Source organism: Ralstonia sp. VS2407 (genome assembly GCF_052950655.1).
In genome coordinates this window covers 44257-57488 of record NZ_JBRFVG010000008.1, presented here as the reverse complement: position 1 = coordinate 57488, position 13232 = coordinate 44257, and the positions used below count along the sequence as shown (strand labels likewise).

At 63.2% G+C, this 13232-nt stretch carries 14 protein-coding genes; 9 read left to right on the top strand and 5 right to left on the bottom strand.

From position 1 onward, the window contains the following. Position 1: 1 nt before the first annotated feature. The 8 genes from ACU8YE_RS14780 (at position 2) to ACU8YE_RS14745 (ending at position 6193) form a co-directional block, all read left to right on the top strand. A complete protein-coding gene (locus ACU8YE_RS14780; RefSeq protein ID WP_322018607.1) occupies positions 2-1177 on the top strand; it encodes a class I SAM-dependent methyltransferase in 1176 nt (391 codons plus the stop codon). Continuing rightward, positions 1174-1689 (top strand): GNAT family N-acetyltransferase, encoded by a 516-nt coding sequence (locus ACU8YE_RS14775; RefSeq protein ID WP_232039049.1) that lies wholly within the window; start codon positions 1174-1176, stop codon positions 1687-1689. Before ACU8YE_RS14780 ends, ACU8YE_RS14775 begins: the two co-directional genes overlap by 4 nt. Further along, a complete protein-coding gene (locus ACU8YE_RS14770) occupies positions 1686-2399 on the top strand; it encodes a WbqC family protein (RefSeq protein ID WP_446929020.1) in 714 nt (237 codons plus the stop codon). Before ACU8YE_RS14775 ends, ACU8YE_RS14770 begins: the two co-directional genes overlap by 4 nt. Further along, positions 2396-3670 (top strand): glycosyltransferase family 2 protein, encoded by a 1275-nt coding sequence (locus tag ACU8YE_RS14765; protein ID WP_012430701.1) that lies wholly within the window; start codon positions 2396-2398, stop codon positions 3668-3670. The genes ACU8YE_RS14770 and ACU8YE_RS14765 overlap by 4 nt, the downstream gene beginning before the upstream one ends. 18 nt (positions 3671-3688) lie before the next feature. Further along, positions 3689-4015, top strand: coding sequence for a flagellar hook-basal body complex protein FliE (gene fliE, locus ACU8YE_RS14760; protein ID WP_027679887.1), 327 nt, complete (start codon positions 3689-3691; stop codon positions 4013-4015). Positions 4016-4173: 158 nt separating this feature from the next. Further along, positions 4174-4596 carry an organic hydroperoxide resistance protein gene (locus ACU8YE_RS14755; RefSeq protein WP_232039045.1) on the top strand — a complete coding sequence of 141 codons (423 nt, stop codon included), beginning with the start codon at positions 4174-4176 and terminating at the stop codon, positions 4594-4596. 74 nt (positions 4597-4670) lie between these two features. Next, the gene (locus ACU8YE_RS14750; protein ID WP_232039044.1) at positions 4671-5114 is read left to right on the top strand and encodes a MarR family winged helix-turn-helix transcriptional regulator; all 444 of its coding nucleotides are present in this window, start codon (positions 4671-4673) and stop codon (positions 5112-5114) included. Then, on the top strand, positions 5111-6193 hold the full coding sequence (locus ACU8YE_RS14745; RefSeq protein WP_446929019.1) for a glycosyltransferase: 1083 nt from the start codon (positions 5111-5113) through the stop codon (positions 6191-6193). Before ACU8YE_RS14750 ends, ACU8YE_RS14745 begins: the two co-directional genes overlap by 4 nt. On the opposite strand, the gene ACU8YE_RS14740 is transcribed toward ACU8YE_RS14745, so the two are convergent. From ACU8YE_RS14740 to ACU8YE_RS14725, 4 genes are all read right to left on the bottom strand, one after another. Next, a complete protein-coding gene (locus ACU8YE_RS14740) occupies positions 6187-6543 on the bottom strand; it encodes a flagellar protein FliT (RefSeq protein WP_027679883.1) in 357 nt (118 codons plus the stop codon). The genes ACU8YE_RS14745 and ACU8YE_RS14740 overlap by 7 nt on opposite strands. 58 nt (positions 6544-6601) lie before the next feature. After that, entirely contained in the window at positions 6602-7039 is a 438-nt protein-coding gene (fliS, locus tag ACU8YE_RS14735; protein WP_232039042.1) for a flagellar export chaperone FliS, read from the bottom strand. A gap of 60 nt (positions 7040-7099) precedes the next feature. Continuing rightward, positions 7100-9148: a flagellar filament capping protein FliD gene (gene fliD, locus ACU8YE_RS14730; RefSeq protein WP_440839747.1), complete on the bottom strand. Its 2049-nt coding sequence runs from the start codon at positions 9146-9148 to the stop codon at positions 7100-7102. A gap of 197 nt (positions 9149-9345) precedes the next feature. Next, a complete protein-coding gene (locus tag ACU8YE_RS14725) occupies positions 9346-10167 on the bottom strand; it encodes a flagellin N-terminal helical domain-containing protein (RefSeq protein WP_316871885.1) in 822 nt (273 codons plus the stop codon). 410 nt (positions 10168-10577) lie between these two features. On the opposite strand from ACU8YE_RS14725, the gene ACU8YE_RS14720 reads away from it, so the two are divergent. Continuing rightward, a complete protein-coding gene (locus ACU8YE_RS14720; RefSeq protein WP_024977602.1) occupies positions 10578-11213 on the top strand; it encodes a LuxR C-terminal-related transcriptional regulator in 636 nt (211 codons plus the stop codon). A gap of 134 nt (positions 11214-11347) precedes the next feature. Here ACU8YE_RS14720 and ACU8YE_RS14715 read toward each other — a convergent pair whose 3' ends face one another. Further along, positions 11348-13084 (bottom strand): sensor domain-containing protein, encoded by a 1737-nt coding sequence (locus ACU8YE_RS14715; protein ID WP_232040234.1) that lies wholly within the window; start codon positions 13082-13084, stop codon positions 11348-11350. Positions 13085-13232 lie beyond the last annotated feature (148 nt).

Below are 13232 nucleotides of genomic sequence, written 5' to 3'. Positions count from 1 at the left end.
CATGACCCAAGGTGCACTGCCCTGCAATGTCTGCCAGCAACCGCTGGCCGAACCGATTTACCGCGCTGCGCCGCAAAGCTCGCTGTCTTCGCTGCGCCGTGCCATGGACGGCACGCTGGAAGTCTTCTGCTGTGCCGCGTGCGGCCATATCCAGACCGCCGAGCTGTGTGACAACGGCAGCTTCTACGACACCGAGTACGACATCCTCGTGGGCAGCGAGGAAGAAGACCAGATCTACGCGGTTGAGAACGGCCAGAAGATCTTCCGTGCCGACCACCAGGTCGCCACGTTCCAACGCAAGCTGGCCCTGCCGGAAGGCGCTCGGGTGGTCGACTTCGGCTGCGCAAAAAGCGCCACCATGCGCCTGCTGAAACAGCAGCGCCCCGACGTAAACGTCCACCTGTTCGATATCAGCGACCGCTACGTCGGTTTCTGGGAAAAATTCCTGAGCCCCGAACAATGGGCCACGTACACGATCCCGCCGGCATGGCAGCGTTCGTTCGATGTCGTCAGCTCGTTCTTCTCGCTCGAACACATCCCCGACCTGACGACCGCGCTGCGCAACATTCACAGCCTGCTGCGCGACGGCGGCCGCCTGTACGCCATCGTGCCAAACACGTTCACCAACTCGGTGGACTTTCTGGTGGCGGATCACGTCAACCATTTCACGCACACGTCGCTGCAGACGCTGCTTGCCAACCACGGGTTTGATCTGCTCGAGGCCGATGCGCACAGCCACCGTGGCGCGTTCGTCGTGACCGCCGCGCGCCGGCCTGGCGACAGCAAAGTCGCGCCGGTGCTGGACGCACAAGCATTGGCCGACACGCAGAGCGCAGCCAACAAGCTGGCCAACTTCTGGCAGCAAGCCTCCAGCCACCTGACGGACTTTGAAACGCAGCATGGCAGCGCGCCCGCCGTCATTTACGGCGCGGGTTTCTACGGCGCCTACACCGCCAGCAATCTGCAACAGCCGCATGCCCTGCGCGCGTTTGTCGATCAGAACCCGTACCTGCAAGGGTCGTCCCTGGCCGGCAAGCCGGTGGTGGCGCTCGACAGCATTCCTGACGAAGTTGAAGTGGTGTACCTGGCCGTGAACCCGGTCATTGCCGATGAAGTGCGGCACACCGTGGAAGCCGCGTATCCGAACCGCTTCCGCTATTTCCGCTTCCAGCCATGATCGCGCGCGGTTCACTCGTTCTTCGGGAATGGCGCGAGAGCGACATCGCCCAACTGCTGCCGCTGCGCAACGATGTGCCGACGCAGTTGCAGCTCATGACGCGCCCGCGACCCAACTCCGCCGCGAGCGTGCGCGACTGGCTGATCGCGAAATCGAAGCAGAGCGACCTGGTGCTCTTTGTCATTGCCAGCCAGGCGGATGACAGCGTCCTGGGCTACCTGCAGTTGAACCACATCGATGCGGTCAACCGACACGCTTCGCTGGGCATCTGCCTGGCGTCGTCTGCGCAAGGCAAGGGCCATGGGCGTGCCGCGTGCGAAGCCGCGTTTGCCTACGCCAGCGAAACGCTGTGCCTGCGCAAGATCACGCTGGAAGTGCTGGCTGAAAACACACGCGCCATCGCGCTGTACGAGAAGCTCGACTTCCGCACCATCGGCACGTTGGCCGGCCACTACCTGCAAGACAACCGTTGGCATGACGTTGTCCTGATGGAACGGATGCTGTCGTCATGAAGGTCGTCATCACACAACCGATGCTGTTCCCTTGGGTGGGTCTGCTCGAGCAGATCATGCTGGCCGACGTGCTCGTCAATTACGCCGACGTGCAGTTCTCCAAGGGCAGCTTCACCAACCGGGTGCAGATCAAGGAGCCGGCCGGTACGCGATGGATGACGGTGCCGCTGGAGAAGTTCCACCTCGGTGCGCGCATTGATGAAGTCAAACCCGCTGCCAATGTCGACTGGCGTGCGCAGCATTTGCGCATGCTGGAGCAGGCCTACGAGGCCGCGCCGCATGCAAGCGAGATGTTGGCGCTCGTCCGCTCCGTGTACGAGGCCGACTACGCCAACATGGGCGCGCTGGCACTGGCGTCCATGCGCGCGGTGTGCCGCTACCTGGGCATCGACCTGGACAGCAAGTTTGTCGATTCGCCTGAGCTGGACATTCCCGGCCGCAACAGCGACCGCGTACTCGCCATCGTGAAGAAGCTGCAAGGCGACACCTACATCACCGGACACGGCGCCAGGAACTACCTGGCCCACGCCGAGTTCGAGCAGCAAGGCGTCACCGTCGAATACATGAACTACGCCATGCGGCCGTATCCGCAGTTGCATGGCGCATTCACCCCCTTTGTCAGCAGCCTGGACCTGATTGCCAACCACGGCCCGGCCGGCAAGCAGTACATGTGCCCTCAGACCCTCAACTGGCGCGAGTTCATCCAATGAGTGAGATCGAAGCAATCCAAACCGAAGCGCTGCAGGACATCGCGCCCGTGAAGCACGACGCGGTCATCCAGCAGGTTGCGCTGAGCGTCTGCATCCCGACCTACAACCGCGCCCGCTATCTCGAGAATCTGCTTGCAGAACTCGTCTCGCAGATCGGCGAGCTGAAGTTCAGCTACGAATTGCTGATCGGCGACAACTGCTCGACCGACGCCACCGAAGAGGTCGTGGGCCGCTACCAGGACAAGCTGAACATCCGGTATTTCCGCCGCCCGTCGAACCTCGGCTCGGCAGAAAACCTGAACCAGCTCTATCGCAGCGCGCAGGGCAAGTACGTGCTCTACCACGCCGATGACGACCTCCCGATCCTGGCCGAAATCAACAACAACATCGACATCTTCGAGCGCAACCCGGGCGTGGATGTCATCTTTGCGCCGTGGTTCATTCACGACTTGCCGACGCGGCAGGACGTCACCGCGTTCTATCGCCAGGACGACAACTACCTGATCGAGCAGCACGACTACGCCAAGCTGCTGGCACTGGTGTTGTCGCACCACCTCTTTCCGGAGATCTACCTGGCGCGCCGCGAGGTGATGGACCGCATCTACTTCAGCGCGCCGGAACCTGCGTTCTACGCCTTCGTGCACGCGGCCGAAATGCTCGGCTCCAGCGCGGTGTACTTCAGCAAGACGCCGTTCTATCGTTCGGTCTCGCGCTACTTTGCCGACGAGACCCGCGCCCAGGCCGGCAACGAAGAAGTGAAACACGCGTGGGACCGCTATCGCGGTGGTCTCGAATATCTGTTCGGCAAGTTCTCGCACACGCTGCCGGCCGCCGAGCGCCCCGAATGGCTGAACGCCATCAACCAGTTCGTGCTGGCACGCATGAAGGTTGCGCTGCGCCTGCGCACGCATGAAGGCGGCAACTGGATCGACAACTACTACATCGCGAACCGCGTCCGCGCGCTGGGTGAAGTGTCCGATCTGCCCGCACCGTATGACCTGTACCGTGTCAACGCGGCGTTCGAATACGTGACCAAGCTCGACCCGTTCAAGCCCGAGCCGCCCAAGTACGCCACGCTGCGCCGCGCGCCGCTGCAGGTCTTCCACCACGCGCACGGCTTTGCCGACACGGAGTTCCTGGTGCTCGACGACGATGACGCCATTCCGCATCACACCATCGTCGTCACGCCGATCCCGATGGACATTGCGGTGCCTGCCGGCCGCGAAGTCCGTTTCGTGTCGGAACTCGAAACGCTCGCCAAATTCCCCTGAGTCACTGGTCACACCCACATGGATCTCTCCAACGCCCATTCCGTGGTCTCGCTGATGAACAGCGTGCTGGCGCCGTCCACTGTCGGCGGCAGCACAGCCAGCGGCGAAACCGGCAAACCCAGCGTCGACTTCGGCTCCGTGCTGAAGTCGTCGCTGGACCGCGTCGACGCTTCACAGCAGAAGGCCGAATCCATTTCCCGCAGCTTTGAAATGGGCAACAACGACGTCGACCTGCACGACGTGATGCTCTCGCTGCAGAAGGCCAACATCGACATGCAGACGGCCGTACAGGTGCGCAACAAGCTGGTCTCGGCCTATCAAAGCATCATGAGCATGTCGATCTAAGATCACTCTCCCCTCCCCCTTTTTCCACGTTCGGGAAAAGGGTTTGCGGTCGCCCTTGCGATTTATATTGCACACAATATAATTGCATCATCGATTTCTGACATCGATCTCCCGGCCGACATGTCGCCGACCGGGTTTCCCAGCAAGAGGACCCGACCATGAAGACGCTTTACCAGACGCAAGTCACCGCTGAAGGCGGCCGTGCCGGCCATGTTCGCAGCGCCGACGGCACGCTTGACCTGCCCCTGTCGCTGCCGCGCGAACTCGGCGGCGCCGGCGGTGCCGCCACCAACCCTGAGCAACTGTTTGCCGCCGGTTATGCCGCCTGCTTTGAAAACGCAGTGCTGCATGTTGCACGTGCCAAGCAGATCAAGCTGGCGTCGACATCGGTCACGGCCACGGTCGGCATCGGCCCGCGCGAAGACGGCGGGTTTGCGTTGACGGTGTCGCTGGCGGCCACCCTGAGCGGCGTTGACCAGGCGACGGCGGAGGCGCTTGTGGCTGCCGCACATGGTGTATGCCCCTATTCGCATGCCGTCCGTGGCAATATTGACGTCCAATTGAACACGGTCACGCGCTGAGCCTCGCTTAGCCTTTTCAGGGCCGATGCGGCACTCGCCGCTCGGGCGCCAGACCGTCCCCCCGGGAGTTTTCCGTGAACGACGTGCTGGCGCTCGATCAGCAGCTCTGCTTTCCTTTGTATGCCGCCGGCCATCTGCTGACGCGCCTCTACCGGCCGCTGCTGGATGAGCTGGGCCTGACCTATCCGCAATACCTCGTGATGCTGGCGTGCTGGCAGCAGGCGCCGTGCGCCGTAGGTGACCTCGGCCGCACGCTGTACCTCGATACGGGCACGCTGACCCCGTTGCTCAAGCGCCTGGAAGAACAAGGCCTCGTCACCCGCACGCGCGATCCCGAGGATCAGCGCCGCGTCGTCATCGAATTGACCGACGCCGGCCGCGCACTGCGCGAGCGGGCGGCCAAAGTGCCCGAAGCGCTGGTTTGCAAGATTCCGCTGGAATTGGACGAGATTGGCGCCACGCGCAACGTGCTGCGCAAGCTGCTCGACGCACTGGCTACGGCGGACGACCGCGAATGAGCGCACCGTCCGCTTCCGCCGATGTGGCGCTGGTTGTCATCGCCCGCAATGAAGCCGCCAGCATTGCGCGCTGCCTGCTCAGCGCCAAGCCGTTTGTCGATCGCATGGTGGTGCTGGATACGGGCTCGACCGACGACACCGTAGCCATTGCCCAGTCGTGCGGCGCGCTCGTCAGCCACATGGCCTGGACGAACGATTTCTCGGCCGCGCGCAACACCGCTCTGCAGGCTGCCAATGCCGACTGGAATCTCGTCCTCGACGCTGACGAATGGCTGGAGAGTGGCGGCGAGCACCTGCGCACACTCAGCGGCCGAGAGCCGTCCGTGGGCGTGGTGTGCGTCAAGAACGATACGGATGCGGCCGAAGCCGCCAGCCAACTGATTGCGTGGATCCCGCGCGTGCTGCCGCGTGGCGTGCACTATACGGGGCGCATTCACGAGCAGCCGGTGTCGTCATTGCCAGCGGCGCGCGTGCCGATCGTGGTCCGCCACGACGGCTATACCGCAGCCAAGATGCAGAAGAAAGGCGAGCGCAATACGCAACTGCTGCTCGATGAACTCGCGCACCGGCCGGACGACCCATACGTGCTGTATCAGCTCGGCAAGGAAACCGAGCTGCACCATGAAGACTACGCAAAGGCCGCAACGTACTACGCACGCGCCTTCAGCCTGGCGCCGCCTGACGCGCCCTACCGCCGCAACCTCGCGCTGCGCTATGTGTACAGCCTCGGCAAGGCCGACCGCGTTGAAGAGGCGCTCGCGCAAGGCGATGTCGCCATCCAGACGTGGCCGGACTTTCCTGATCTGTGCTTTGCGCTGGGATTGGTGTTGCTGGATGCGGCGGCCAAGCAGCCTGATGAGGCAGGCGCCCGGTGGCTACCGTTGGCAGAGCAGGTCTTCAACCGTTGCCTTGAGATCGGCGATCAACCGGAGATGGACGGCAGCGTCGTCGGCCGGGGCAGCTTCCTCGCTGCCCAGCAACTGGCGATCGTGTACCAGATGCAGAGTCACGCGCTCGCACGCAAGTCCGAGCACTATCTGACGCTGTCAAAACAGCTGCAGAACGCTTCGTCTCAATAACGCGCCATGCTGCCGTAAGCGTTGCTTGCGGTGGTGGCGCGGCGCGCCGTGTCGATGCGCTTTTGCAGGCGGTCCAGGCGCGGATACACCATGGCGCGCACGCGGGCGTCATCTTCCAGAATGCGCACGAGCAGCGTGCGCTTGCGCTCCACGTCTGCACGCGAGAGCTGCGGATGCGGCTCGGAACGGCGCAGCGCATCCACATAGGCGGCGCTCTCGCGTTCCAGCGTACTGACGACTTCCCAGTTACCCACTTCGGCCGCGCTGACCATTTCGGCGGTCAGGCGTGCGATGGCTTCGTAGCAGGTGAACAGACTTTCGCTGTCCTTGATCGGGATGTTGCGGTGCATATTGGCTCCAGTTGGGCCGAATTCAGTCAAAGGTCGCGTTCCTACAAACGACCGGCAATCAGCTCACAACGCTCAGATGGCTGTTCGCCGCGGCGGCAGCCGGTTGGCCGGTCTGGCCGATGGCGAGCCACGCATCCTGCAGCGGGACCAGCAAGGCGTCCACCTCTGCGAGGATTGTCAGATCGTTGTTGCCGTTGGCCACCAGCAGGCGGCGCAGCATGTAGTCGTACAGCGTGTTCAGTTGCACAGCGATGTCGCCGCCGCGCTGGTGATCGAGGCTGGCCTGCAGGCCCTGGCCGATGATCGAGATGGCCTTGTCGAACGCCCGCACCTTGGCCAGCACGTCGCCGCGCTGGATGGCGGCGCCGGCCAGGTTGATGGCGGCGCGCGCGCCTTCGAACAGCATGGCGATGAGGCGGTGCGGATTGGCGTCTACCACGGACGTCTCGATGCCGACTTGCGCATAGGCACCGATGGCACGGCGTGCAGCGTACATGGAAAAGGTCCTCGCTGTAGTCTGTTTTGTTTTGGGTTGTGCTCTAAACCTGAACCTGGCTTAGTTGCTGCTCGAAGTTTGCTTCGCAATGGCCGCGAGCTGCGTCGTCAGGTAATTACTGGTGTTCGTCATGCTCGCCACCGCTGCCGACAACGCGTTGAACTGCGTGTAGTACAGCGCCTGCTTGTTATCCAGCCGCGTCTGCATGGCGGTGATCTGGCTGGCAAGCGAAGTGAGCGAACTGTTGATCGCGTCCGTCTCGTTCTGCACCATGCCGCTGGACGACAGCAGGCTCGTCATCACCGTATTGAGCTGGGCGGCGTAACCGCGCTGCACCGTGACCGTGCCACGGGCGCCCAGCGGGCCGCCGGCCACCTGCACCGTCAAGCCGTCGGTGGCCGAACCGCTGACCCCATACAGGTTCTGCCCCGAACTGGTGGCAGCAACGCCGTTGATGGTGCCCTGCACATCCAGACCGTTGGTGGCCGTCGGGCTCGCGCCGAAGAGCGATGAAGCCCCCGCGCCTGATACCGACACCGCCGACACCGAGCCGAACTGGCTATCGGTCACGCTCAGCACGCCGCTGGCGTCAGCCGACACCGACGCAGTGACCTTGGCGCTCTGCAGCGTGGTCGATGCGTTGATCTGGCTCTGGATCTGCGCAGCCAGGGTCGCTGCGGTGTAGCTGCCGGCCGCCAACGTCACGTTGACGGACATGCCGCTGATGTTGAACGCGAGCGTGTCATTCACACCCGCCGTGATGGTCGTGTTGGCGGCGGCAGAACCCGTGAGCGTGCCCTGCGTGGCCAACTGCGTCACGTTGACGGCGTAGGTGCCGGCCTGCGTGGAATCCGAAAACGTCGGCACGCTGACGAGCGAATCGGTGGCCGTGCCGGTACCGGCAAACAAGCCCGCCACCTGGCTGGGCGACTTTGCAACCGCTGCCGACAGCTTGGTGTTGTCAACCGACAGCGTGCCGTCGGAATTCATCGTCACACCCACGCTGCCCAGCGACTGGTAATTGCCGTTGCCGACCGCCTGGCCCAGCACGTCGGTAATCTGGTTGATGAGCGTCTTGGTGCTCACATCGCCCGCCAGCGGGCCGTTGTTGGCGCTGTTGGCGGTGTCGATCTTGGTGAGCGAATTCAGTTGCGTGCGCAGCGCGTTGTAGCCGTTCACGAAGTTGGTGACGGCGGTGGTGGTGGCGGTCGGGTCGTTGCCCACCGTCACGTTGGTGCTGCCCGTCTTGGAGAGCGTGAAGGACGTACCGTCCACCACGTTCGACAACGTGTTGGTCGGGCTCTGCACGGCAATGCCGTTGATGGTGGCCAGGGCGTTCTGGCCCGTGGTCACCTCGGTCATGTTCTGCGTGCCAGCTGGGTCTTGCGAGAGCAGCGATTGCAGCGTCGAGTCGCCCGACACCGAAATCTTCATCTCCGAGCTGGAGCCGCCCGCAGTCGACGTCAGCACCAGACGGTACGGGCTGCCGCTGCCGTCGTTCACGATGCTGGCCGACACACCCAGGTTGGCCGAGTTGATCGCGTCACGGATGCCCGCCAGCGTGTTGTTGGAAGAATCGATCGTGATCGAGCCACCCGCCAGATTGCCGTTCTGCGTGAACGTCGAACCGGTGTACTTGCCACCGGAAAACGAACCGCCCGACACCGAGCCGAACGAGAACGAAATCGTGGTCGATGCGCCGCTGCCGATGGCCGTCGTGGTGGAGGTCTGCCCCTGCGCCGCGAGCACCTGCGATTGCGCAAGCTGCGTGACATTGACCGCGTAGGAACCTGCAGGCGCCGAGCCCGTCACCGACGCACTCAGCATCGACGTGTCGTAGCCGCTGGCCTTCATCGCGCTGTAGTTCGACGCGCTCGTCAGGTTTGACAACGCGGTCTGGAAGGTCGATAGCGCACTCTTGAGCGAACCAACGGCCGACAGCTGCGTCTGGTACGAGCTTTGCTGTGTCTGCAGTTGCGTCAGCGGCTGGCTTTCCACCTTCATGAGGCTGGACACCAGCGAATTGACATCGATGCTCGTCCCGATACCGGGAATGGAGATCGGCGGAACGTAGCTGCTGGTTGAGGAGGTGGTAGTGGTAGTCGCCATGATCGGGTCCGATAAGCATCTGCGCCGGCGGAAGTCTCTCTACACAACGGCACTGGCCGCAGCTTCTTTAGGGCAGGTTATGCAGGCGCCACCCACGAAAAAGTGGGGTATCCGACAAAAGAAAAAAGGCCGGCGCCCCGAGGAGCGCCGGCCCTTGGCCCAACCGCGAGGCGGCGAGGCTGCATCCAACTTACTGATTAACCCTTCAGCAGGCTCAGGATGCTGTTCGGTGCCGAGTTGGCTTGCGCCAGCATCGCCGTACCCGCTTGCTGCAGGATGTTCTGGCGGGTCATGTTCGACGTTTCCGACGCATAGTCGGTATCGATCATGGCCGACTTGGCAGCCGACAGGGCGGTGTTCGACGAGGTCAGCGTGTTGATGGTCGAGCTCAGACCGCTTTGCTGTGCACCCAGGCTGGCACGTGCCGACTTCAGGTTGGCCAGATCGGTATCGATGGCCGCCTGAGCTGCCGTTGCGTTGGCAGTCGAGGTCACGCTCGTGCTCGACAGCGTACCGAAGCTGGCCAGGTTGGCGTTGGTGACGGTGGCGACGTCGGTCGATGCGCTTTGGCCGTACTGGAACGTGGTCGAAGTCACCGAACCATCGAACAGCTTGGCGCCGTTGTAGTTGGCGTTCGTTTCGATGTTCTTGTTGGCGGTGGCCAGCTGTTGGTATTCCTTGTCCAGGTTGGCCTGGTCGGTGGTCGACAGACCGCCGTTGTTGGCTTCCACAGCCAGTTGGCGCATACGCTGCAGGTTGTTTTCAACCTGGCCCAGGTACGAGTCAGCCGTTTGCAGGTACGACTGAGCGTTGTTGGCGTTCTGGATACCTTGGGTTTGCGAGTTCAGCGTGGTGGTCAGGCTCGACGACACAGCGTAAGCGGCGGCATCGTCCTTGGCGCTGTTCACGCGCAGGCCGGTCGACAGACGTTGCAGCGACGTTTGCAGAGCGGACTGCGATTGCGACAGAGCTTGCTGCGTTTGCAGGGACGAGATGTTGGTATTGAGGCTGAGGGACATGACGGCTCCTAAGTTTCCCGATGGTTTGTTGCCCGTGTTTGCTAATTCCGGCTAGGCCGGGCAACGTGACCTGCAACTTGAAGGGGATCAGGTCTGCGTTGTACTCAGGTTATCGGTGGCCTCTGAGGAAAGTTTAGGGTCGCCTTGACAAATTTGTGCGTCGGCGGCGGTTTGGGCTTGCGGGCGCCTGACTTTAGGCACCCCTCCAAAAGAGGCGGTGAGCCTGCTTCTTGGCCTGCAGGCCCTCGGCTATACTCGATCGACCAGTCCATAGGCGCCAGCATCCTTCTCTATATAGAGCGCCACACAGTGCACAGATGGGGAGTTGCAAGCCCGCCAGTTCGGCCCAACAGCCTGCCGGTGGAAAGAAGAGCTCGAAGCGAGCCCGCGTTTGACCCGCAACACCCACCATGCTCAATGTCCTGATCGTCGAACCGCACGATATCGCCCGTGTCGGCCTGCGCCAGATCCTCAAGGATTCGCGCCTGGCCCGGCAGATCGAGGCTGTGCCGGACCTGCGCGATGCCAATAACGACCTGCTCGCCCAGCGCGAGTGGGACGTCATGCTTTTCTCGGTGGAATCGGCCACCGGGGACGAATTCCAGACCATCAAGACCGTGCGCCAGCAGCATGCTCGCTTGGCCGTGCTGGCACTGGGCCGCCACCCCGAAGCGCTGCTTGCCGTGCGGGCGCTCAAGGCGGGCGCCGCCGGCTATCTGCCGATGGACGCCAGCCAGCCGCAGTTGCTGGCGGCCGTCAACGCCATCTCGAAGGGCAAAAAATACCTGCCGTCGGACCTTGTGGAAGTCCTGGCGGACAACCTGAACGTCGACTGGGACAAGCCCCGCCACGACATCCTCTCCGACCGCGAATTCCAGACCCTGCGCATGCTGGGCTCCGGCCGCACGCTGGGCGAGATTGCCGAGGCACTGCAGATCAGCGTCAAGACGGTCAGCGTGTACCGGGGGCGCGTGCTCTCGAAAATGAAGCTGCGCAACAACGCCGAGCTGACCATGTACGTAGTCAGCAACGGCCTCCAACTCTAGGGTGCCCCGTAAAGCTACTGCGCACCCCGATCTTGGCCTTGCGATGCTCGCCGTACACGTGTACGGCTGCGCTTCTCACGCCAACCTCGGGGCGCTCGCTACGCCTTCCGGGGCACGCTGAATGGACTCGATATTTATAGAAACCGGGGAACACGCTCGCCGTAGCGGCGCGCGTTCTCGCGCACGAGATCCTGCACCGCCGTCGGCTCCAGTGGCCGCGTGAGCAGATAGCCCTGGAACTCGTCGCAGCCGACTTCCCGCAGGAATTCAAGCTGGCCGGTGGTCTCCACGCCTTCGGCCACGGTCTTCATGCCCATGGCCTGCGCCATCATGATGATGGCCCGCGTGATGGCCGCGCGTTCGGCCACGTGCGGCAGGTCTTGCACGAACGAACGGTCGATCTTCAACGTATCGATCGGGAAGCGGTGCAGGTACGACAGCGATGAATATCCGGTACCGAAATCGTCCAGCGCCAGCGATACGCCCATCGCGCGCAGCTCGGTCAGCAGCGCATGCAATGACGGATCGTCGCGAATCAGAATGCCTTCGGTCATCTCCAGTTCCACCGCGTTACCAGGCAAGCCGCTGGTCGATAGCGCACCACGCACCATCGCACTCAACTGCCCCGAGCTGAATGCCTGGCCCGAGAGGTTGATCGACATGCGCAAGTCCGGCAGCCCGATGCGGCGCCAGCGTGCAAGCTGATCGCAGGCGGCGCGCAGAATCCAGCGGTCGATCTCGACAATCAGGCCGGTTTCTTCGGCGTCCTGAATGAACTGGCCGGGCATCATGCGGCCGAAATCGGCCGAATTCCAGCGGATGAGCGCTTCCACGCCGACGATGCGGCCGCTGCGCACATCCACGCGCGGCTGGTAGTCGGCGTAGAACTCGTTGCGGTCGCTCGCACGCCGCAGGCCCGATTCAATGCGGAAGCGGCGCGAGACGCGATCGTCCAGGTCGCTCGTAAAGGTTTGGAAGTTGTTGCGGCCGCGCTCCTTTGCCAGGTACATGGCGGCATCGGCCTTGCGCAGCAGCGTGTTTGGGTCGTCGCCGTCGTGCGGCGCCACGGCAATCCCGATCGACACACCCAGGTACAGCTCCTGCCCCTCGATATGGAACGGCGCGCTGATGGCCGAGAGAATGCGTTCGGCCACGCGCCGCGTGCCCAGGCCATCAAGCGCTTCAAGCATGACGACAAATTCGTCACCGCCCAGGCGCGCCACGGTGTCGGCTTCGCGCGCGCAGGCCTGCAGGCGGGCCGCCACTTCGCGCAACAGCATGTCGCCAAACTGGTGGCCCAGCGTGTCGTTGACGTTCTTGAAACGATCGAGGTCGAGGAACATGACCGAGACGCGCGAGCGGTTACGGCGGGCAATCGCCAAAGCGTGCTCCAGGCGATCTTCCAGCGCGGAGCGGTTCAGCAACCCCGTCAGCGTGTCGTGCGTGGCCAGATGCCGGATGCGCTGCTGCGCTTCGCGGATCTGCGTGATGTCGACCAGCGACACCAGCACCGAATATGGCGTTGCACCGACCTCCGAAGCCCGCGGAGAGGCCGTCATCGAATGACCGCCATCGGCATACAGCGGCGTCCAGTTGCTCGAAACCCACACCGTGCGGCCATCCACGCAGTGCATCCCGAAAATCTGGTTCAGCTGCGGCTGCCCTTCGGCGATCACCTCTTGATCGGGCCAGTCGGCCTCGTGGATGGACGCGTCAAACTCGTCCACCGCGGCATTGACGACCGTGGGCAGCAAACGCCCCACCAGGGCCTCCACCGGCAAACCCAGCAGCCGCGCGGCGCTCGGATTGGCGTAGGTGACGCGGCGGTCCGACCCACACACGAGGATGCCCTCTGTCAGCGCGTTGACCATCGACAGCAGATCCAGCTTCGGGCAGAAGCCCGGCGGCTCGCCGCGCGCAGGACAGTCGGCCGGCAAGCCATCGGCATCGACAAGCGCCAGGTCAATACGGGTGGAAAAGGGCAAGGAATTCAAGGCGGCTTCCGGCAAAACAATGCAG